Origin of the sequence: Cellulomonas cellasea, from assembly GCF_030372105.1 — a bacterium.
GTDB lineage: Bacteria > Actinomycetota > Actinomycetes > Actinomycetales > Cellulomonadaceae > Cellulomonas_A > Cellulomonas_A cellasea_A.
Window position 1 is genome coordinate 152,032 of the sequence record NZ_JAUDBQ010000006.1, and the last position, 21,396, is coordinate 173,427.

17 protein-coding genes are annotated in these 21,396 nt (G+C 69.6%); 9 read left to right on the top strand and 8 right to left on the bottom strand.

Annotated features, from left to right (window positions below):
* Positions 1-205: 205 nt before the first annotated feature.
* From QUV83_RS07865 to QUV83_RS07880, 4 genes are all read left to right on the top strand, one after another.
* The gene (locus QUV83_RS07865) at positions 206-1,042 is read left to right on the top strand and encodes an ABC transporter permease (protein ID WP_289563666.1); all 837 of its coding nucleotides are present in this window, start codon (positions 206-208) and stop codon (positions 1,040-1,042) included.
* 83 nt (positions 1,043-1,125) lie between these two features.
* On the top strand, positions 1,126-2,247 hold the full coding sequence (locus QUV83_RS07870; protein WP_289563667.1) for an ABC transporter ATP-binding protein: 1,122 nt from the start codon (positions 1,126-1,128) through the stop codon (positions 2,245-2,247).
* Complete coding sequence (locus tag QUV83_RS07875; RefSeq protein ID WP_289563669.1) at positions 2,240-3,286, top strand: class I SAM-dependent methyltransferase; 1,047 nt, start codon at positions 2,240-2,242, stop codon at positions 3,284-3,286. Before QUV83_RS07870 ends, QUV83_RS07875 begins: the two co-directional genes overlap by 8 nt.
* A gap of 34 nt (positions 3,287-3,320) precedes the next feature.
* The gene (locus QUV83_RS07880) at positions 3,321-5,798 is read left to right on the top strand and encodes a glycosyltransferase (RefSeq protein ID WP_289563671.1); all 2,478 of its coding nucleotides are present in this window, start codon (positions 3,321-3,323) and stop codon (positions 5,796-5,798) included.
* Between the two features lie 103 nt (positions 5,799-5,901).
* Here QUV83_RS07880 and QUV83_RS07885 read toward each other — a convergent pair whose 3' ends face one another.
* Both QUV83_RS07885 and QUV83_RS07890 read right to left on the bottom strand, forming a co-directional pair.
* Entirely contained in the window at positions 5,902-6,300 is a 399-nt protein-coding gene (locus QUV83_RS07885) for a DUF2304 domain-containing protein (protein WP_289563673.1), read from the bottom strand.
* Positions 6,297-7,040: a glycosyltransferase family 2 protein gene (locus QUV83_RS07890; protein WP_234346480.1), complete on the bottom strand. Its 744-nt coding sequence runs from the start codon at positions 7,038-7,040 to the stop codon at positions 6,297-6,299. The genes QUV83_RS07885 and QUV83_RS07890 overlap by 4 nt, the downstream gene beginning before the upstream one ends.
* A 215-nt stretch (positions 7,041-7,255) precedes the next feature.
* On the opposite strand from QUV83_RS07890, the gene QUV83_RS07895 reads away from it, so the two are divergent.
* From QUV83_RS07895 to QUV83_RS07915, 5 genes are read left to right on the top strand one after another with little or no spacing between them, the layout of a single operon-like run.
* Positions 7,256-8,332, top strand: a complete 1,077-nt coding sequence (locus tag QUV83_RS07895) for a DegT/DnrJ/EryC1/StrS family aminotransferase (RefSeq protein WP_289563677.1) — start codon at positions 7,256-7,258, stop codon at positions 8,330-8,332.
* Positions 8,333-8,334: 2 nt separating this feature from the next.
* Positions 8,335-9,294, top strand: coding sequence for a glycosyltransferase family 2 protein (locus QUV83_RS07900; RefSeq protein ID WP_234346479.1), 960 nt, complete (start codon positions 8,335-8,337; stop codon positions 9,292-9,294).
* Positions 9,281-9,703, top strand: coding sequence for a GtrA family protein (locus QUV83_RS07905; RefSeq protein ID WP_147525055.1), 423 nt, complete (start codon positions 9,281-9,283; stop codon positions 9,701-9,703). The genes QUV83_RS07900 and QUV83_RS07905 overlap by 14 nt, the downstream gene beginning before the upstream one ends.
* Entirely contained in the window at positions 9,700-10,650 is a 951-nt protein-coding gene (locus QUV83_RS07910; RefSeq protein ID WP_066582667.1) for a WxcM-like domain-containing protein, read from the top strand. The genes QUV83_RS07905 and QUV83_RS07910 overlap by 4 nt, the downstream gene beginning before the upstream one ends.
* A complete protein-coding gene (locus QUV83_RS07915; protein WP_289563682.1) occupies positions 10,647-12,875 on the top strand; it encodes a hypothetical protein in 2,229 nt (742 codons plus the stop codon). Before QUV83_RS07910 ends, QUV83_RS07915 begins: the two co-directional genes overlap by 4 nt.
* Before the next feature lie 273 nt (positions 12,876-13,148).
* On the opposite strand, the gene QUV83_RS07920 is transcribed toward QUV83_RS07915, so the two are convergent.
* The 6 genes from QUV83_RS07920 to QUV83_RS07945 are packed head-to-tail and all read right to left on the bottom strand — an operon-like array spanning position 13,149 to position 21,363.
* Entirely contained in the window at positions 13,149-15,575 is a 2,427-nt protein-coding gene (locus QUV83_RS07920) for a hypothetical protein (protein ID WP_289563684.1), read from the bottom strand.
* A complete protein-coding gene (locus QUV83_RS07925) occupies positions 15,575-16,144 on the bottom strand; it encodes a hypothetical protein (RefSeq protein ID WP_289563685.1) in 570 nt (189 codons plus the stop codon). The genes QUV83_RS07920 and QUV83_RS07925 overlap by 1 nt, the downstream gene beginning before the upstream one ends.
* Positions 16,145-16,192: 48 nt before the next feature.
* Positions 16,193-17,803 carry a DUF2142 domain-containing protein gene (locus QUV83_RS07930; RefSeq protein ID WP_066582663.1) on the bottom strand — a complete coding sequence of 537 codons (1,611 nt, stop codon included), beginning with the start codon at positions 17,801-17,803 and terminating at the stop codon, positions 16,193-16,195.
* 40 nt (positions 17,804-17,843) lie between these two features.
* Positions 17,844-19,325: a hypothetical protein gene (locus tag QUV83_RS07935; RefSeq protein WP_066582662.1), complete on the bottom strand. Its 1,482-nt coding sequence runs from the start codon at positions 19,323-19,325 to the stop codon at positions 17,844-17,846.
* Positions 19,322-20,233, bottom strand: a complete 912-nt coding sequence (locus QUV83_RS07940; protein ID WP_289563687.1) for a glycosyltransferase — start codon at positions 20,231-20,233, stop codon at positions 19,322-19,324. Before QUV83_RS07940 ends, QUV83_RS07935 begins: the two co-directional genes overlap by 4 nt.
* Positions 20,234-20,256: 23 nt before the next feature.
* A complete protein-coding gene (locus QUV83_RS07945) occupies positions 20,257-21,363 on the bottom strand; it encodes a glycosyltransferase family 4 protein (RefSeq protein ID WP_289563689.1) in 1,107 nt (368 codons plus the stop codon).
* Between the last annotated feature and the right edge of the window lie 33 nt (positions 21,364-21,396).

Below are 21,396 nucleotides of genomic sequence, written 5' to 3' on the forward strand. Positions count from 1 at the left end.
CGCTGCATGCTCTCATGCGCGGCATGGACGATGATGATCACGAGACCGCGCCACGTCGGCGGTGACGGGACCGTGCGCCGCAGTGCGCCGGGCGCCCGTTTTGCCGTAAGTCGGCCGTCCCGTCCGGACAGTCGGCTCGTGTATCGTCTGCGACGCCTACCGGCCCGATCAGCGGGCCCGGTCGAAACAAGAACGGAACCCGCTGTTGGGCATCTTGACCGACACTCGCGAGGTTTATCAGTCCCGCGAGCTGCTCCATAACTTGACGCTCCGCGAGCTCCGGGGCAAGTACAAGGGGACGGCCCTTGGCTGGGCATGGTCGTTGATCAACCCCTTGGCCACCACTGCGATCTTCACGATCGTGTTCTCGACCGTGATGAGGGTCAACCCGCCCGTAGGCGTCAACGGCCTGCACAACTACTCTCTGTTCCTGCTGTGCGGCCTCCTCACCTGGAACTTCATGGCAGGCGCCTTCCAGACCGGAATGGGCTCGCTGGTCGCCAACGGCAACCTCATCAAGAAGACGTATTTCCCGCGACGGCTCCTGGTCATCTCGAACGTCGCTGCGGCATTCGTGTCGTATGCCATCGAGATGCTGGTGCTCGTCCTGATCTTCCTGGCGTTCCGCGTCAACGTGCTCCCCTACGTTCCGCTGATCCTGCTGGTCATGCTGCTGCTCGGGGTCTTCGCCCTCGCTCTGGCGCTCATGCTGTCGGTCGTCAACGTGTATTTCCGCGACATCGCGCACTTCGTCACGTTGTTCATGCAGCTGTGGTTCTACGCGACTCCGATCATCTACCCGATCACGCTGATCGAGGACGTCCGCGGCTCCGGGAACTGGGCCGACAGGCTGCATCTCGTCGACATTTACCAGTTGAATCCGATGGTGGGCTTCGTCGAGTCGATCCGCGACATGATGTACGCGGGCCATCTGCCCGACTGGCAGCCCATCGCCTACTGTCTAGTGGTCACAGTCATCCTCCTGTGGATCGGGAACCGAGTCTTTGGACGGATGGAGAAAAGGCTGGCTGAGGAACTGTGAACAATCCTGTCATCACCGTTGACAATGTCGCGAAGCGGTTTCGCATCTATCACGAGCGCAACCAATCGATCAAAGTCGCCCTCATGCGCGGCCGGCGCGCGAAGTTCGACGAGTTCTGGGCGTTGCAGGACATCGACCTGGAGATTCCCGAGGGCAAGACCTTCGGCCTCGTGGGACACAACGGCTCGGGCAAGAGCACGCTGCTGAAGTGCCTGGCGCGGATCCTCGTGCCCGACCGCGGGGACATCTCCGTCCGGGGCAAGGTCTCGGCACTGCTCGAACTGGGCGCGGGGTTCCACCCTGAGCTGTCGGGCCGCGACAACGTGTACCTCAACGGCTCGATCCTGGGCCTGACGAAGGCGGAGATCGACCGGAAGTTCGACGACATCGTCGACTTCGCCGGCCTCTCGGCGTTCATCGACACCCCGGTCAAGAACTACTCGTCGGGCATGTACGTGCGCCTGGGCTTCTCCGTCGCTATCAACGTCGACCCGGACATCCTCATGGTGGACGAGGTGCTGGCCGTCGGTGACGAGGAGTTCCAGCGCCGCAGCATGGAGAAGTTCAAGGAGTTCAAGGACGACGGGCGCACGATCGTCGTCGTCAGCCACGCGCTGGGCACCATGCGCGACATGTGCGACGAGGTGGCGTGGCTCGACCACGGGCGCCTGCAGTCGGTCGGCAAGCCCGGCGACGTCGTCGACGACTACATCGAGACCTCGCACACCGACCGCGACGAGGAGGCCGCCAAGGAGGGCCGCCTGCGTCACGGTTCGGGGGAGATCAGGCTGGAGGACGTCGAGCTCCTCGTCGACGGCGTGCCGACCACGACGGTGCGCACCGGCGACGACGTCACCTTCCGGCTGCGGTATGAGGCGTCGAGTGACGTCGACGACGCCGTCTTCGGCCTGGCCATCGCCACACTGTCCGGCCAGAACGTCACCGGTCCCAACACAAAGGACGGCGGTCTGCGGATCGACGTGCGGCGCGGGGCCGGTCAAGTGGATCTGCGCGTTCCCCGCATCATGCTGCTGGCGGGGACCTATGACGTGACGGTCGCGTCCACCGACTCGACGCTCACACACACCTTCGACCACCAGAAGAACCTCTTCCGGTTCGATGTGCTTGCAGGGCAGCCGACCGACCGGTTCGGCATCGTGAGTCTTGGGGGGACCTGGCAGAGCAACGGAGTGCAACATGGCTGAGCCGACGTACCGAGCCCCCGAGGCGCTTGAGCTGCCTTTCGACCAGTACCAGCGGTACGCCACGGCGGCGCGCGCCGTCGAGGGCCTCGGCGGCTGGTCCGGCCGTCGTGTGCTTGACGTCGGCGGCGCGCCGGGCTTCCTGGAGCTGTTCTTCGACGACGCCCAGGTGGCGGTCATCGACCGGTTCGGCACGCACGGGGGCAACTTCGTCGTCGCCGACGGCGCGCATCTGCCGTTCGACGACGACGCCTTCGACATCGTCATCTCACTGGACACCCTCGAGCACATCCCCGCGGAGTTCCGTGCGGCGTTCCTGTCCGAGTGCCGCCGCGTCGCCCAGGACTTCGTCGTCCTGAGCGCGCCGCATGACACCGAGGGCGTCGCCCTCGCCGAGAACGCGTTGCAAGCGTTCGTGACGGCACGGTTCGGCGAGGTGTTCGGCACGCTGCAGGAGCACATCGACAACGGGCTGCCGAAGATCGAGGACACGCTCACGGCACTCAGCGGCGACGGCTGGAACGCCGTCCGCCTCCCCAGCGGCTACCTGCCCCGGTGGCTGCTGGGCATGGTGTTCCACCACGAGCTCCTCGCGTCAGGCCTGCCCGCGCTGCCCGAGCTGCACCGGTTCTACAACGAGCGCCAGTCGCTCAACGACAACGCCGACCCGTCCTACCGCCAGGTGGTCGTGGCGTCCGGCCGCCGTGGCCTCGACGAGCTCGAGGCGCTCATCGACTCCCTGCGCAGCCCGGCCACGTCGCCCGACTCGGATGCGACGCTGGCAGCGATCGCGGGCACGGTGCTGAGCGCGCGGCTGTCCGGGACCGGGCAGATCGCCGATCTGCAGAACAAGGTCTCCCGGCTTGAGGCGGAGCTCGCGGGAGCACGATCCGAGACGCATAACCGGGACATCGAGCTGGCGCAGCTCCGCGCGCAGCTGGTGGTCGCACAGGGGAAGGCGGAAGCCAGCAGGTACAGCCTGGAGCGGGTCGCGAGCGCGGCTGCGCGGCGGCTCCGTAGGCCGGATGGGGGACAGCAGTGATCGATGGGGGACAGCAGTGAGCAAGGACATGGCAATGGGCACGGTTTCAGTCATCGTTGTGAACTACCGCGGTGCTGAGGACACCATCGCGTGCCTCAAGGCGTTCGCGGGCATCGACTGGCCTGCGGACAAGCTCGAGCTCGTCGTTGTCGACAACGCGAGCGGCGGCTCGGACGTCAAGCAGATCAAGCAGGCCGTCCCGCACGCGCGGGTGATCGAGTCGAAGAAGAACCTCGGCTTCGCCGGCGGCTGCAACCTGGGCGTGGAGAAGGCGAGCGGCGAGTACGTCGCCTTCATCAACAACGACGCCCGCCCAGACCGTGCCTTCCTCTCGGCCGCGATCCCCGAACTCGAGGCCAACCTCGACGTCGGCGCCGTCGCCACGAAGGTCCTCGACTGGGAGGGCAAGACGATCGACTTCGTCGCCGCCGGGATGTCCTGGTACGGCCAGGCGTTCAAGCTGGGCGTCGGCGAGGCGCCGGGCGAGGGGCCGGAGAGCCGACGGGACATCCTGTTCGGCACGGGCTCCTCGCTCATCCTCCGCAAGGACGTCTTCGAGAAGGTCGGCGGCTTCGACGACGACTACTTCATGTTCTTCGAGGACGTCGACCTCGGCTGGCGCCTGTGGGTGCTCGGCTACCGGGTGCGCTACGTGCCGCAGTCGATCTCGTACCACCGCCACCACGCCTCCATGTCGTCGATCGGCAGCTGGCGGGAGAAGTACCTGCTCGAGCGCAACGCGCTCTACACGATCTACAAGAACTACGGCGAGGAGAATCTCTCGCGGTTCCTGCCCGGCGCCATCGCGCTGGCCATCCGCCGCGGGGTGGTGCTCGGAGGCGACGACCCGACCGCGCTCGACCTGGCCCACGGCCACGACCCGTCCGAGGGCCCCACCGCCGAGGTGTCGCGCACCGTGCTCGCATCCACCTACGCGGTCGACGAGTTCGTGCGCAACCTCCCGGCAATGCGCGCCAAGCGAGACGTGCTGCAGGCCGCCCGCCGCCGCACCGACTCAGAGATCGTGCGCCTCTTCGGCGAGCCGATGCGCCCCAACATCCCCAACGCGGGCTTCGTGGACGCCTATCAGGCGGTCGTGGACGCATTCGACGTCGCCACCCCCTTCGGCGGTCGTCGTCGCATCCTGGTCGCCACGGGCGACACCGTCTCGAAGCGCATGGCCGGACCCGCCATCCGGGCGTGGCAGATCGCGAGCGCGCTCTCCAAGGAGCACGACGTCCAGCTCGTCACCACCGGCACCTGCGACCTGACGAGCGCCGACTTCCCGATCAAGCACGTCAACGGCCGCGATCTCGTCCAGCTGGAGAAGTGGGCGGACGTGATCGTGTTCCAGGGCTTCCTGATGCACGAGCACCCGGTGCTCAAGAACAGCGACAAGATCGTCGTCGTCGACATCTACGACCCGTTCCACCTCGAGCAGCTCGAGCAGGCGCGCGACCTGGGAGAGAAGGCCCGCCGCGAGGTCGTGCGGTCCTCGACGGCCGTGCTCAACGAGCAGATCCTGCGCGGCGACTTCTTCATGTGCGCGGCCGAGAAGCAGCGCGACTTCTGGCTCGGCCAGATGGCGGCGCTCGGACGGGTCAACCCGGCTGTCTATGACGAGGACGAGACGCTGAACTCGCTCATCAGCATCGTCCCGTTCGGTGTGGGCGATGAGCCACCTGTGGCCACGAGGCCGATGGTCAAGGGCGTCATCCCCGGCATCGGCAAGGACGACAAGGTCATCCTCTGGGGCGGCGGGATCTACAACTGGTTCGACCCGCTGACGCTCATCCGCGCGATCGACGTCGTCAAGGAGACGGTGCCGGAGGTCCGGCTCCTGTTCATGGGGGTCAAGCACCCGAACCCTGCCGTGCCGGAGATGCGGATGGCGGTCCAGGCCAAGGACCTCGCCCGCGAGCTGGGACTGCTCGGGACGCATGTCATTTTCAACCACGAGTGGGTGGCGTACGAGGAGCGGCAGAACTTCCTCCTCGAATCGGACATCGGTGTGAGCACGCACCTCGACCATGTCGAGACGGCGTTCTCCTTCCGCACGCGGATCCTCGACTACCTGTGGGCGTCATTGCCCATCGTCTGCACCGACGGGGACTCGCTGGCGGCCCTCGTGTCCTCGCGCAACCTGGGGCGTGTCGTCCCCGCCGGTGACGTCGACGCCCTTGCCGAGTCCCTGACCGAGGTGCTCACCAAGCCGGAGCTCGCCGCGGAAATTCGGGCGAACATCGAGGACGTGGCTCCGGAGTACCGCTGGAGCGAGGCGCTCCGCCCGCTGGTCGAGTTCTGCCGCAATCCGCGGCGGGCGCCCGACCTCGTCGACCCCGAGTCGGCGAAGGCCCTCGGAACCCCGGTCTCGGTGGTGCCCCCGCGGTGGGGCGGGCTGCGCGGGGACGCCGCGCTCGTGCGGGAGTACTTGCAGGACGGCGGAGTGGTCAACGTCGTGAGCAAGGCGGGCGGCCGGGTCAAGCGCCTGGTGCTTCCGCCGCGGGCGTGACAACCCGCTCGTAGATCGAGATCGAGGCCCTGACCGGGAATCCGGTCAGGGCCTCGTGTCGTGGTGGCGGCGGGCTCCCGCGGGACCCGCCTGGCTCAGGGGCTCAGGACAGCCGTGAGCCGCTGCTGTCGTCCTCGTGGGCGGCGGTCGACGGCAGGGTGTCCGAGCGGACATCCTCCACGTCGAGCCGGAGGAGCGCGACCTCCTCGGCAAGCGTCCGCACCTCCTCCTCCAGCGTCGACAGCTCCACGCTGTACTGCACGGAGATGAGCAGCAGCACGAGCATGGCGGCGAAGAAGAGCAGGTTGACCGGCGCCTCGAAGCCGAGCTGCGAGGCCGTCCAGGTGAGCAGGCTCGGCACGAGGCCGACGACGCCGGTGATGATGGCGATGACGATCCAGATCGCCGCGTACTTCTCCCTGATGCGCCGACTGCGCATCAGGAGCAGGATCACGAAGAGCGTGACGCCGGCAAGCGCCAGCGATGCGATGTACCCGGTCATGCGTCCTCCGCCAGACGGGCGCCTGTGGCCGGACGGCTCAGGGCGATGAGAAGTGCGAGCACAGCCCGCAGGAGGAACAGGCTCGCGCGCACCGGGTTGTGGGAGGGGCTCCCGCCCGCCCGGGCGCGCATCTCCACCGGGATCTGGCGGACGCGGAGCTTCGCGCGGGCCGCGATGACCAGTGACTCGATGGTGTCCCCGAGATACTCCGCGGGATAGCTCGGCGCGAAGAGCGCGATCGCCCGGGGGCCAGCGGCCTTGAACCCCGAGGTGCTGTCGGTGAGCTGGGTGCCGGTGACCCGGGAGAGCACCCACGACAGGCCGCGCATGGCCCACCGGCGGGGCCCACGGGCTGTGTAGTTCCCCCGACCGGCGAACCGGGCCCCGATGACCAGGTCGGCGTCCTCCTGTGTGAGGAGGTCCACCAGCCGGGGCACGTCGCGCGGGTCGTGCTGTCCGTCGGCGTCCAGCTGGACGACCACGTCGTAGCCGTGGCGTTGCGCGTACTTGAAACCGGCGCGCATCGCGCCGCCCACCCCCAGGTTGATGGGAAGGTCGAGGACGGGGACGCCGCAGCGTCGCGCGACCTCGGAGGTGCGGTCCGTCGAGCCGTCGTTGACGACGAGGATGTCCACATTCGCGACCGTCTCGTCGACCTCGGCCAGCACGCCCGGGAGAGCGTCCTGCTCATTCCATGCGGGGATGACGACGAGGACACGGCGTGGGAGCGGGACAGTCACGCCCATAGGGTACCGGCGCCCCCGTGACGCGATTCTCGGCGGCGTTCACGCAGGTGTGGGGCGCCGGCGGCACGGACGATTCGCAGCCCTTCCCACCCAACCCGCTAGAATCGGCCCGCTCGTCGGGCGACGGGTCGCAGGACCTTGCGGGGTGCCGGATCCAGCCGGCGGCGCGGCGCTAGAGGATTGAGGTTGCGGTGCAGCAGTGGGTTCCCATGAACGACCTGTCCAGGGCGATCAACGAGCAGCGGGCAGCCCTGGAGGGCGCCTGGTCTCGGGTGCTCGACTCCAGCTATGTGGTGATGGGGCCTGAGCACGCCGCCTTCGAGGCGGAGCTGGCGGCCCTGGTGGGAGCCACTGACGCGGTGGCGGTCGCCTCCGGCACGGACGCTCTGGAGCTGATGCTCCGCGCCACGATGCCGGGTGGCCGCGATGTGGTCGTCACCGCCGCCAACGCCGGGGGGTACACCACCACGGCGGCTCGGCGCGGGGGGTTCACGGTGCGGTACGTCGACGTCGACGCTCAGACGCACCTCGTCGACCCCGACGCCCTCCTCAAGGTCCTGGACGAGCGCGTGGGAGTCGTGGTCGTGACGCACCTGTACGGGCGCGCGGCCGACGTCGCCGCCGTGCGGGCTGTGTGCGAGCCGCGTGGGATCCGTGTGGTCGAGGACTGCGCGCAGGCGATCGGCGCCCGCACGGACGAGGGACCGGTGGGCTCGCGGGCCGACGCCGCGGCCTTCAGCTTCTACCCGACGAAGAACCTCGGCGCGCTCGGCGACGGGGGAGCGGTGACGACCTCGTCCGAGGAGATCGCCGCGAGGCTGCGCGCGCTGCGCCAGTACGGCTGGGACGCCAAGTACCGCATCGGCGTCGACGGTGGCCGCAACTCGCGGCTGGACGAGGCGCAGGCAGCGGTGCTGCGCACGCGCATGCCCCTCCTGAGCGCACAGAACGAGGCCAGGCGCGGCATCATCCAGCGATACGCCGCAGTCGGTGCGAGCGGCGTCCGGGTCCTCCCCGCCGAGGGCGCCGGGCACGTCGGGCACCTCGCGGTGGTCGTCGCGGACGATCGCGCGAGGCTCCGCGAGCACCTGGAGAGCCACCTCATCAGGACGGACGTGCACTACCCCGTCCCGGACCACCTGCAGGACGCCTTCCGCGACGAGTACGCCGACGTCTCCCTCCCGGTGACAGCGTCGCTGGCCGACAGGATCCTCACGCTCCCCTGCTTCGCGGAGATGACGCCGGACGAGGTCGACCGCGTCTGTGGCGCATTGGCGAGCTACTGACCGTGTCCTCCACCGAAGACATCAAGTACTCGGTCGTCGTCCCGGTCTACGGGAACGAGGGCACTGTCGAGAGCGTCACCCGGCGGCTCGAGGAGATCTCCCTCCAGCTGGACGGCCGGCTCGAGGTGGTGTTCGTCATCGACAGCTCGCCTGACCGGTCGGCGTTGGTCCTTGAGAAGGTGCTCCCCGCATCGACGATCGACTCACAGCTGATCTACCACTCGCGGAACTTCGGGTCGTTCGCCGCGATCCGCACCGGCCTGGCAGCCGCCCGCGGTGAGTTCATCGGGGTGATGGCGGCGGATCTGCAGGAGCCGCCCGAGCTCATGCTGACCTTCTTCGAGACGCTGGACACGGGCGAGTTCGATGTGGTCGTCGGCCGGCGCGAGTCACGTGAGGACCCCGCGCTCTCGTCGTTCATGTCGCGGAGCTTCTGGAACCTCTACCGCAAGCTGATCGAGCCCGAGATCCCTCGAGGCGGCGTCGACGTGTTCGGCTGCACCCGGGATGTCGCCCGACAGCTGCTCGCGCTCGACGAGTCGCACTCGAGCCTGGTGGGGCTGCTGTACTGGGTGGGGTACCGCAGGGCCGAGGCGCCCTACTCGCGCTCCAAGCGTGAGCACGGGAAGAGCGGGTGGACGATGCACCGGCGGATCCGCTACCTGCTGGACTCGGTGTTCTCCTTCACCGACCTGCCCATCTCGGTCCTCACCGGCATCGGCGCCGGGGGGATGGTGCTGACGATCCTCGCGAGCGTCATCGTCTTCGTCGGATGGGCGGCAGACCGGATCGCCGTCAGCGGCTACGCGCCGCTGATGCTGACCATCCTGCTGTCAACCTTCACGCTCCTGTACGGCCTGGGGGTGGTGGGCTCGTACGTCTGGCGCACCTATGAGAACAGCAAGCGGCGGCCGTCCTCCATCGTGATGAGCAACAAGGTCTTCGCACGTGCGCTCGACTGAGATGCGGGCGCTGCTGGGATCCGCGTTGCGGTTCGGCGTGGTGGGCGGCGCCAACACGCTGGTGACCGGTGTGCTGTTGTCGCTCCTCTCCCTCGTCATCGCCCCAGGGCTGGCCTACACCGTGGTGTTCGCCCTCGGAATCCTGTTCTCGACGTTCATGGCCGGGCGTTTCGTCTACCGCGTCGAGATGGCGCGCGCGCAGATCCTGCAATATGTGGCCATGTACATCGGCGTCTACGTCGTGGGCCTGGGGGTCCTCGCTGTCGCCGTCGGCCAGGGCTTGCCACCGGGATACTCGGGGCTTGTCGTGCTGGTCACCGCGCCCTTGACCTTCCTGGGCGGGCTTCTGATCGTTCGACGGACGGCGCCTGGACAGGCGGTCCGACAGCAAGAGGGGATGACGTCGTGACCGACTTCTTCGTGCATGAGCTGGGTGTCTGCGAGACGGCAAGCGTCGGGCGCGGTACTCGGGTGTGGGCTTTCGCCCATGTCCTCGCGGGGGCTGTGATCGGCGCCGACTGCAACATCTGCGATCACGTGTTCATCGAGAACGACGTCGTCGTCGGCGATCGCGTCACGATCAAGAGCGGTGTCCAGCTGTGGGACGGCATCCGGCTCGCGGACGACGTGTTCGTCGGGCCCAACGTGACGTTCACCAACGACCGGTTCCCCCGCAGCAGGCAGTACCCCGAGTCGTTCCCGACGACGCGCATCGACCAGGGGGCGTCGCTGGGGGGCGGGGCCGTCATCCTTCCCGGAATCCACGTGGGACGAGGCGCGATGGTGGGCGCGGGGGCTGTGGTGACAAAGGACGTCCCGGCGAACGCCGTGGTGGTGGGGAACCCGGCGCGCATCATCGGCTACGGGCCCAGTGCCGAGGCGCCCCGTGCCGCCCAGGTCCCGGCCATGCCCCAGAGCCTGATAGCCGGGGCTGCGACGGTCGCTCTGCGACGTGCCGACGACCTGCGGGGCTCCCTCGTCTCCACCGAGCTGGACGACGAGCTCCCGTTCCGGCCCGCGCGCTACTTCACTGTCTTCGACGTGCCCACCCGCGACGTGCGGGGGGCGCATGCCCATCGCAAGTGCGAGCAGTTCCTCGTCAGTTTGAGCGGATCGGTCACATGCGTGGTCGATGACGGCGTCCAGCGCCAGGAGGTCGTCCTCGACCGGCCGGACCTCGGCCTGTACATGCCGGCGATGGTGTGGGGGACCCAGTACCGATACAGCGCCAACGCGGTGCTCGGGGTCTTCGCCTCGCTGCCGTATGACTCAGACGACTACATCCGCGACTACGAGACCTTCCTCGAGGCGCGAGGATTGACCCCCACGCGGCAGAGCGCCGACCAGCCCTCATGATCCTGCGCTGGGACGCGATGCGGCGCAGCAGGCTCGGTCGAGCGCTGACCGGGGCACGCGCCCGTGAGGTCGCCTTGGTCGCCGCCGTGCTCGTGGTGTTGGAACTGCTGATGTTCTGGCACTACTTCACCGGCAACGTGGTCCCGGCGCCGGATGACTTCATCGGGTCGTACAACAACGAGCCGCTTGCCTGGTGGCGCGACGGCTCGCTGCTGAGCCCAGCTCAATGGATGCCGTACTCGTGGGGCGGCTTCCCCGCGGCGATCTCGATCCAGAACGGCTCGTGGTACCTGCCGATTGGCATCTTCGCCGCGATCACCCCCTACTCCATCCACGCTGCCGCGGCACTGCAGGCGCTGCACGTCGCCTTCGGCGCGCTCGGGGTGTACGTCCTCGGCCGGCGTTGGGGGCTCGCGCGCTCCGCGACGATGTTCGGCCTGGTGACCTACTTCTTCGCTGCCAGCTTCTACACGAACGCCCTGCACCCGGACATCGTCCGAGGAGCCGCGTGGGCGCCGTGGGTGATCGCAGTCCTGTCGCCGACCTGGGCCTGGAAGCGCTGGTGGGGGATCCCGGTCGCTGCCGTGGTGATCTGGCAGGCGTTGGCGGGGAGCTACCCCGGAGTCATCGTCGCGGGAGCCTACTGCGGGATCGCCTGGGTGGTGACCGCGCAGATCGTGCGCCGGCCGCGGATTCGGGACTTCCTGCTCCCGTTGTGTGTGGCGGGCCTGGGAGCCCTCCTGCTGTCGGCGCCGAAGTACCTGACGGCGATCGGCCTGCGGGGCACGGGATCGCCGACAGGGGTGGACGAGTCGATCTTCGACTGGCGCATGGTCGGCACCACGATTTTCCCCTACGACCTCGTCGGGTTGCCGAACGACCCCTCGATGCGGGCGTTCTTCCTGCCCGCGGCGTGCTGGGCGGCGCTCGCCCTCGTGCGCTGGCGCGACCCGCTCGTACGGGTCTGCGCCGTGGCCGGCGGAGTGGTGCTGGCCCTCGGCATGCCGTTCATGCCGTGGTACTCGGCGCTCGAGGCCCTTCCCGGGCTCGACCTCAGCCGATTCCGCATGGCCGACTTCCGCGTCTACCTCCTGCTCGTCGTGGTGGTCGCTGCCATGGCGGGGATCTCCGGCGCGCTCGCGCGGGCCCGCGCGGAGGAGCCCTCGCGTCGCCGCTGGGCGCATCCATGGGGGAGCGCCGCGCTGCTGGGGATGGTGCTGCTCGCCCTGGCCGTCGCCGAGCGCGCCAACTACCAGGTCGCACGCTGGGTCGAGCCGTGGACGCTGCTCGCCGCCTCGGCCGCCGTCGTGGCGTTGCTGGGCGGGTTCGGCCGGGCCCGATGGCACGCCAACCGCGGGGACCTGCGCCGATGGGTCGCGGTGCTGACAGTCCTGGGGGCGCTGTCGGGAATCTCCTGGGCGTATGCGATCACCGCGTCATGGCGCACCGAGCGGGCCGCCCTCGAGACAGCGGTCTGGGGTGAGACGTCCGACGAGCTGATCTCGGATGGCGCCGAGCTCGAGCTCTCCTCGACGCAGCGACCCGCACGCATCGCTCTCGATGAGCTTCCGGTCTCGGCTGGGGCGGTCAACTGGAACTCGTCCTTCTACCACCGCCAGGACGCAGTGGGAGGGTACGTCAACCTCAAGGGCCAGCCGGCTTTCGAAGCGGCCCTCGCGGCGCTCGCCAATCCGGACACCGCCGAGGAGACGACCGCGCTGTACGAGGCGCCCGGGCTGGGCATCGAGGTGGGCGCGGACGATGAGCTCCCGGCGCCGTCTGCCGTCGAGGAGTGCGCGGACTCTGGGGCCTGCGGCGAAGGGCTCGTCATCCTGCCGGACGCCTACGACGTGGGGGATCTCAGCTACCGGGTCACTGCGGCATCGAGCACGTCAGTGCTGTTCAACGAGGCGTATTACCCGGGGTGGTCCATCGAGGCATGTGAGGTCGGCGCCAGCGCGGACAACTGCCGGGTGGTGGAGCCTCGGATGGGCGCCGCTGGGCTCGTCCTCACAGATCTTCCGGCTGGCGACTGGATCGTCGATCTCGAGTATGCGACGCCTCACCAAAGCGCTGCCGGCGCCGCGTTCCTCACGGGGACGGTCCTGCTCATGGGAGCCTCGGTGACGATGGTGGTCATGGCACGACGCCGGCGATCCGCATCGGACCCTGCAGAGCCGTCCGACCACGAGATGACGCTCGACGAGCCGGTCCGAGCGGTGTAGCCCACTGCCTCAACGGGCGTGAAAGCGAGGCCTCCGGGTCGTCGAGCAGGAGATGCCCTCCTTCTCGCGCGGGCGGAGGCCTCGCGTGCCTGCGCGCTCACGTACTGGCTCCTGCCTGGCGCGGGCGCTCCCCTTGCCACACGCTGCGTGGTCCCCACGTCGCCCAAGCTCGGGCTGTGTGGTCGACAGCAGCCACCTCCGCCCCCAGATCGCCGGCCCCGGCTGGTCAGCTGCGAGTCCCGGTCGTGACTGGCGACCGGGAGCCCGCGAGCCTCAGTTGACGGTGACCGTGCGGCAGCCGAGGACGGTGTTGGGCCCGGAGGGGAGGTTGATGGCGTAGAGGCAGACCTGGTGGGTGCCGGGTGTGGCGGCGACGGTCAGGTCGTAGGCGTGGTTCGGGCCGACCGTGGGGAACGTGTCGTTGACGGCGGGGGAGGGCAGGTCGGCGTTGAACGCGTAGCCGACGCCGTCGACGTACATGTGCACCGGGATCGGCGCGGTGGTGTCCCAGTCGAAGGCCCAGCCCTTGGCGTTGATGGCGCCGTTCGCGCCGGTGAGCGAGTCGATCACGCCGACCGGGGCCTGCGACTGGGTGGAGGCGACGGTGACCGTGCGGCAGCCCAGGATCGTGTTGGGGCCGGAGGGGAGGTTGATGGCGTAGAGGCAGACCTGGTGGTTGCCGGGTGTGGCGGCGACGTTCAGGTCGTAGGCGTGGTTCGGGCCGACCGTGGGGAATGTGCCGTTCACGGCCGGGGAGGGCAGGTCGGCGTTGAACGCGTAGCCGACGCCGTCGACGTACATGTGCACCGGGATCGGCGCGGTGGTGTCCCAGTCGAAGGCCCAGCCCTTGGCGTTGATGGCGCCGTTCGCGCCGGTGAGCGAGTCGATCACGCCGACCGGGGCCTGCGACTGGGTGGAGGCGACGGTGACCGTGCGGCAGCCCAGGATCGTGTTGGGGCCGGAGGGGAGGTTGATGGCGTAGAGGCAGACCTGGTGGTTGCCGGGTGTGGCGGCGACGTTCAGGTCGTAGGCGTGGTTCGGGCCGACCGTGGGGAATGTGCCGTTCACGGCCGGGGAGGGCAGGTCGGCGTTGAACGCGTAGCCGACGCCGTCGACGTACATGTGCACCGGGATCGGCGCGGTGGTGTCCCAGTCGAAGGCCCAGCCCTTGGCGTTGATGGCGCCGTTCGCGCCGGTGAGCGAGTCGATCACGCCGACCGGGGCCTGCGACTGGGTGGAGGCGACGGTGACCGTGCGGCAGCCCAGGATCGTGTTGGGCCCGGAGGGGAGATTGATGGCGTAGAGGCAGACCTGGTGGTTGCCGGGTGTGGCGGCGACGTTCAGGTCGTAGGCGTGGTTCGGGCCGACCGTGGGGAATGTGCCGTTCACGGCCGGGGAGGGCAGGTCGGCGTTGAACGCGTAGCCGACGCCGTCGACGTACATGTGCACCGGGATCGGCGCGGTGGTGTCCCAGTCGAAGGCCCAGCCCTTGGCGTTGATGGCGCCGTTCGCGCCGGTGAGCGAGTCGATCACCCCGACCGGCGGGTTGGCCTGCGGCGCTTGCACTGTCACCGTCTGGCAGCCGAGGACGGTGTTCGGCCCCACCGGGAGGTTGATCGCGTAGACGCACACCGTGTGCTGGCCGTTGGCCACCGGGATGTTTGCCTGGAAACCATGCTGGTTCCCGGCGCCGGGGTACTTCGCGCCGATGTCCGCCCGGGTCTGGTTGGCCGTGATCGCGTGGCCGACGCCGTCCACGTAGACGTGCACCGGCACGGCAGTGGTCGGGACGTCGAGGTCCAGCGCCCAGCCGCTGACGGTGAGCCCGGAGTCCGTGCCGGCGAGTTGGTCGATCGAGCCGAGGGGGTTCCCCCCGGCGGTGGTCGACCCGAACCAGTCGGTGAAGTAGCTCCAGAAGTTGCGGTTCCCGTAGGAGGAGCACGAGTCACCGGTGCCGTATCCGGCGGCTAGCGCCGCCGCGTTCGGTTGGTACGGCGTGTAGTTGTACAGGCTGGCCGTCGCCTGGTTGTGAATCATGACGGGCGCGGACCCGCACGCGGCGTTGGGGTGGAAGCGGACGTTGTTGACGATGCCGGCGCGGTGGCCGAAGCCGTTGGGGTTGACGGCGTAGCTCTTGAGCTGCCATGCCGCCGAGTACACCTGGTTGAAGAACCCGTAGTACTTCGTGTCGCAGGCGGCAGTGTCAGGGCAGCCGTACCCCATGGCGCTCCGGTAGCGGTTCGCGTAGAGCGCGTTCCCGGAGGCGGTGACCAGGCCCTGCTCCTTCTGCAGCATGACGAGGAGCACCCGCGGGCTGATGCCGCACGCCTGGGCGACGTTGTAGATGATCGTGCTCGCGCGCTCACCGGCGGCGCCCTGGTATGGACGCGTGCATCGGGAGTCGGCGCTCCGCGAGGTGGTGTCCTGCGCGTAGTCCTTGAGGCACGGTGTGCCATCGGAGCCGGGCTTGCACCCCGCTCCGCGCGTGTCGAGGAACCCCTGGATGTCGGCGGCGCCCATCGTGGCGGTGTCGTAGAACGTCGTGTCGCTGATGATGAAGCCGGGGTTGAACCCGCTGAGGTCGGCTGCGCGCGCGTCCGAGGCCCCCGACGGGGACATCAGCTGGATGACCGTCAGGAGCACGGCCGTGCAGAGCGTGGCCAGGGCGAGGCGCATCGATCGCGTGGCGGGGACAGTCATCAGGGAACCTCGATCGTGGTCTGCGGCGATGTGCCGGTCCCGGTGGCGGACTCATACGTCAACGTCGCCGTCCAGGACCCCCGCGCGACCTTGCCGCCGGGGACCGAGACGGTCCCGCAGGACATCGTGGTCGCGTCGGGCACGGCCTCGGTCGACACGACGACCTCGTCGGCCCCGCGCGCGAGCCGCACGGTGCAGGTCCCCGCTGGCTCAGGGGCGATGGCTGCGAATCCCGCGACCTCGACGGCGCCTGAGGACGCGGACCACTGCGCAAACGTGATGCTGACCTCGACGGCAGCGGGGTTGACGGGCGCCGTGGGGGCCTGGTCGGAGGTGGGGACCCCCGCTGGCAGCTCCGAAGGGGGCGTCACCGGGGAGCTGGTGGGCGAGGGCGTCGCCGAGACTGTTGCGGAGGGGAGCGGGGAGCCAGTGGCCGAGGGGCTCTCCTGTCCACCCGCGCCAGCCTCAGTTCCCGCGTCGCCGCCGGTGCGGGAGGCGACGATCAGCCCGCCCGCCACGAGGGCGGCCACGACCGCCAGGATGATCGGGAACAGTAGTCGGGGGCGCACGCAGTCCTCTTCGCGATTCAGCGAGCCGGGTTCGGCTCGCCAGCGACATTAGCGGCTGGGCACGGCCTGACTGGGCAGCGAATCGCCGGGCACGGCCGACTCAATGGCTGGGCGTGGGTCACGAGCTTCCGGCAGCTCATCCGTTCGGCGCTCGACGCACATGGACCAGGCGAACCACGCGAGGGCCGCCCACGCCAGCGCGCAGAGGCCGAGGAGGACGCCCGGGTGGATCGGCGGGCTCCACGACTCGCTGTTGAGGCGCAACCACGAGGACCCGGCGCCGTTGACGAAGCGGTGGAGGTTCGCCGTGTACGCGGCGATGTGGCCCACCACCAGCAGGATGCCGACGGTCCCGACCAGGCTGCGCGCGAAGCGCTCGGGGACGCCCAGCTGCCCGTCGCGCGCGCTGAACGCCGCCAGGATCACTATCCCCACGGCGAGCGGCGCGATGTAGCGCCCCTGCCACACGATGCCGACGTACGGCGCCTGCGAGGCCTGCAGCACTGCCGGGAGCAGGAGGGTGACGCCGCCTAGGCCGAGGAGCACCAGCTTGTTGCGCCGGTCGGCGAGCGTCCATCCGATCACGACCATCACGCCGAGCACCGCCGCGAAGAGGAGGTAGCTCCATTGCGGCATGCGCGAGTCGAGCCACCCGAACACGCCCACGAGGCTCTCGAAGTAGTAGGCGGTCTGCTGCAGGGTGTCCCCGACCACGCGCGTGGGGGTGAGCTCCGGGTAGAGGATCTCGCCGGAGTTGGAGAGGCCGCCCACCGCGCGGATCCACACCACGGCGGCCAACGTCCCCACGAACGCGATCGACAGGTACGGCCAGCTGCGCCGGTCGGTCACCACCGCCTTCACATTCGACCAAGGCGCGGACAGGACCACCGTGGCGACGATCACCGCCAGGAAGAACGGGCTCAACGCGCGCGAGTTCACGAACAGGACGGACAGGACCGTCAGACGGATGAGGCGCCGATGCAGCAGGTCGGGATCGGGAGCGCGCACCAGAGCGAGCAGCGAGACCCACAGTCCGATGGCCCCGGCGATCTCCACGCTCTGCGGGTTGATCGCACTGGCGAGGTTGAGGACGGTCGGGGTGATCGTCAGCATCAGGCCCAGCATCAGCCACGAGCGGCGCCGCATCTCCACCACGGCGCGGAACGCCGACGCCAGCAGTGCCGCGGAGAGCAGGCCGCTAGCGAGGCGCATGAGGTACAGCGTCGCCTCGCCAGTGGGGAAGAGGCTCGGGATGCCGACGATCGCGTAGTAGATCGGGTTGTAGCGGGCCGCCGAGGTCGGGACGTCGGTGACGGCCGCCAGGTCTCCGTCGAGGTCCTGCTGGCACTGCGCTGACGTGTCCGGGCTGAACGCGAAGCAGTTGGGGAGCGTCAGGGCCTGGTCGTAGAGCTCAGGGACGCGGAAGGTGCCGTTGCCCGACGGCAGCCCCTCCTCGTCGCCGGTGAACTGCAGCCGTGCGCTGGCCGCGGCCTTGACCGTGTGCGAGCCCTCGTCCACGACGCCCATCAGCGGGTTCGCGAAAGACCACATCGCGGTGATCACGAAGAGGATGACGAAGCTCAGCCAGAAGGTGGCGCGGGGAGTGCCCAGGCGTCCATCCCGTGCTGCGGCGAACCGGCGAACGATCGACTCTCTCATCGTGCCCTTTCTCGGGGGTCCGTCTCCGGACACGTGTGGATCATGGCGCATGCGGCTGCTCCGAGGATCGATACACCCAGAACGCGCCGAGCGCGCCGACGAGTGCGATCACGACCAGCAGGGACAGTTGCGCGAGGCGCCCGTCGATCATCTGGTGGACGGTCGCGGCAGCCGCGCCGCAGAGGAGCGCGAGCAGCGCAGTGCCGATGGCCAGGCGGGCTGGCGGCAACGGTGTCCGCCCAATGATCTGCCGCTTGCGCGTCGCGTGCGTGAGCGAGATCAGGAACGACGCCGCGGCGATGAGCGTCGCGGCGGCCAGCCCGTACACGCCGAAGACGAGGGTGAGAACCGTCCCGACGATGATCTTGGTGGCGACGAGCACGACATAGGCGCGCGTCTCGAGTCCCGGCGACCCGACCGCGCGGGCGGCCATCCCGCGGACGGATCCGGCGAGCGACAGGACGAAGCCCGCGGACAGCAGTGCGGTCAGGGGGACGACATCCTCCACCTCGGGCCCGAGCCATGCGGCTGAGGCGAACGGGAGGATCACGACGACGAGCGCGCCGAACGGCAGGAGCAGCGACCACCATGACCGTTCGGCGGATCCAGCCTCGGCCGCCGCCGCTGGCAGCGACTCCCCAGCGCGGACGCTCAGGCGCGTGAACAGCGGTGTCAGCAGGACGGCCGGAGCGAGCGAGACGGCCGCTGCGAGCGGTGCGACGGCGGACACGCTCACGAGGGCAACGGTCGGTAGGAGGACGGCCGCCATCAGGACGTCGAGTTCGCGCTGGGCGATGAAGCCGAACGCGCTGGCCTGGTTGCGCCACGAGTACGCCCACAACTCGGACAGCTCGGTGGAACGGGCCAGGCCGCGGACCTCGCCGACGAGGTGCTTGCGGCACAGGAACGCGGTGATGACCAGGGCGACGACCGCGTCGGCGTAGGCGGCGAGCAGCAGGCCCCGCAGCCCGGCCCCGGTGACGACGGCCAGGACGATGCACCCGGCGAGGGCCGTCCTCGCGATGAGGGAGGCGGCGGCCACTGCGAGGAACCGGGAGTGCGCGGCAAGATAGCTGCTCAAGGCCAGCGCGGTGAGCTGCAGCGCGGCGAGGACCCCCGCGTGGCGGAACAGCAGGCCAGCCTCGTCGGCGGCGCCCGCGGGCAGGTTCACGACGTGCAGGATCGCGTCGGAGATCCACGGCCCGGCGATCGCGAGGACGACGAGGATCGTGCCGAGCACCGCGAGCACCGTCGCGGTGATGCGCCCGCCCAGAGCGGTGTCGCCCCGCCCGAGGGCGATGCCGTGGTAGCGCTGCATGATGCCCACGACGCCGAGGTCCGCGCTGAGGAAGAGGTTGATGGTCGTCATCGTGAGCGTCCACGCGGCGAAGGCGCCCGGGCTGAGGTTGGCCAGCAGGAAGGGCGTTGACGCGAGCTGGACGCCCAGCGGGGCCATGCGGCTCGCGGCGGCGAGCAGGGCATCGCGCGCGTAGCCGGACGAGCTGACGGTGGGCGCGGTCATCGCTTCGCTTCGGGGGCGAAACGCGCGTCGAGGCCGCCGCGCATGCCGTCGCGCACACCCGCTCGGATGGCTGAGAGTCGAGCGGCGCGGGGCGGCTCGAAGGCGGCGACGGCTGCCGCCCAGTAGGAGAGGAGCGCTATCGAGGTCATAGCCCAGCGGGGCCTGTGCCGGAGGTTCTCACGGATGAGGACGACGCCGTTGCGCGCCATCCAGTACAGGCGCCACGTCGGGTGGTGTGACGCGCGCACGCGGAGGAAGCCGATCCCGTGCCACTGTGTGTCGCCCAGGGAGTGCGGCAGCAGGACCCGTCGGTCCTGCACGATGCGCCACCCGGCACGTCGTGCGCGCAGGCAGTAGTCCTGGTCCACCCCGTCGACGAAGAAGTCCTCTCGGAAGGCGCCGAGCTCATCCGCCGCGCTGCGCCGCAGCAGCATCCCCGAGGTGATCACGACGTCCAGGTCCGCCACCTCCGCACGAGCCCGGGTGCGCGGATCGAGGAACCGCTGCGCGCCCGGGTCCCAGGGCGCGGGAGCGGCGATGGCGATCCGCTCATCCTGCTCGAGCGAAGCCCACAGGCGACTGACCAGCCCGTCGGGCACCGTCGAGTCCTGGTCGAGCAGCAAGAGGGCGTCGGCTCCCGAGGCCTCGGCGACGCCGCGGTTGAGCGCGGCCGCGAGCCCTCGGTTGGCGCCGTCGCGCAGCAGCGTCACGCCGGGCATGTCTCCCAGCACGGCGTCGGCTCCGCTCTCGCCTGCGGGTGTGTTGTCGACGACGATCACGCGAACGCATTGGCGGGCTGCTGCCCGCGCCGCCTCGGCGAGCTCCGTGCCCGGCCGGAACGCCGTGATGACCGCGGCAGTGGCGGGGGTCCCGGACGCATGCCGGTGGGTGGCGTCTTCGGGGGGCACGCGCCGAGTATAGAGGGGCGCTCTTAGCCCCCCGCCGCCTCGCGGTAGACGGCGGCCGTGGCCTCGGCCGCGGCCGACCACGTGAATTGGCCGGACCGCGACAACGCGGTCGAGGCGAGGTCGTCATGCGCGTCGCCGCAGGCGGCCAGGAGCTGCTCGGCGAGCTCCTCCGGGTCGTGGGGGTCGGCGAGCAACGCGGCGCCAGCGGCGATCTCTTCCATCGACGTCCCCCGTGAGGTGACGACCGGGACGCCGTGCGCCATGGCCTCGAGGACGGGCATCCCGAACCCCTCCCAGAGGGACGGGAAGCAGAACGCGCGGGCCCCGGCATATGCCCGATGGAGGTCGACGTCGTCGAGCCGCCCCAGGTACCGGACGCCCGGGGCCGTCCCCTCGCCGGCGCCGAGCCCTGTGGTGGCATCGCCCCAGCCGCGAGGACCCACGAGCACCAGGTCAGCGTCCAGGCCGCGTGCCGCGGCGTGGGCATAGGCCTCGAGCAGCACGGGGAGGTTCTTCCTCGGCTCGACAGTCCCGCACCACATCACGTAGTCACGACGGAGATCGTGCTGGCGCCGGAACGCGGCGACCTCGTCGGACGTGGCGGGGAGGATGCGCACGCCGTGCGGGACGACCCTGACACGGTCCCGCGGCAGCCCTGCCGCGAGGCAGTCGTCGGCGGTGGCCTGCGACGGGACGACGATCAGGTCGGCCTCACGGCGCACCCGGTCGAGGGCACGGATGAAGAACGCGTTCCCATGCGTGGTGAAGTGCTCAGGCGACCGGAGGAACGCGAGGTCGTGGACCGTCACCACCAGCGGCCGCGCGGTGGGCGGCACGGCCCACGTGGTGGCGTGCACGACGTCGCTGCCGCGGACCACCCACTCGGCACGGGGAAGGCGGAGGTGGTTCCACGCGGGGTAGAGCAGGCGGCGGGGCAGCGGGGCCCGGCGCACCGGCGCGGCGACCCGGCCGTCATGAGCGTCGCGCCCACGGTGGGCGGCGACGAGCGCGGTGGCCCGGACCCCCTGGACGTCGGCCAGTCCGCGGGCGAGCTCGACGACGTAGGTGCCGGAGCCTCCGGGCACGGGCTGCCAGCACTGCTCGGCGGTCAGGGTGACTTCGAGGGTCACGGCAGGGCTTCCTCTTCCGGTTGCGACGTCGGC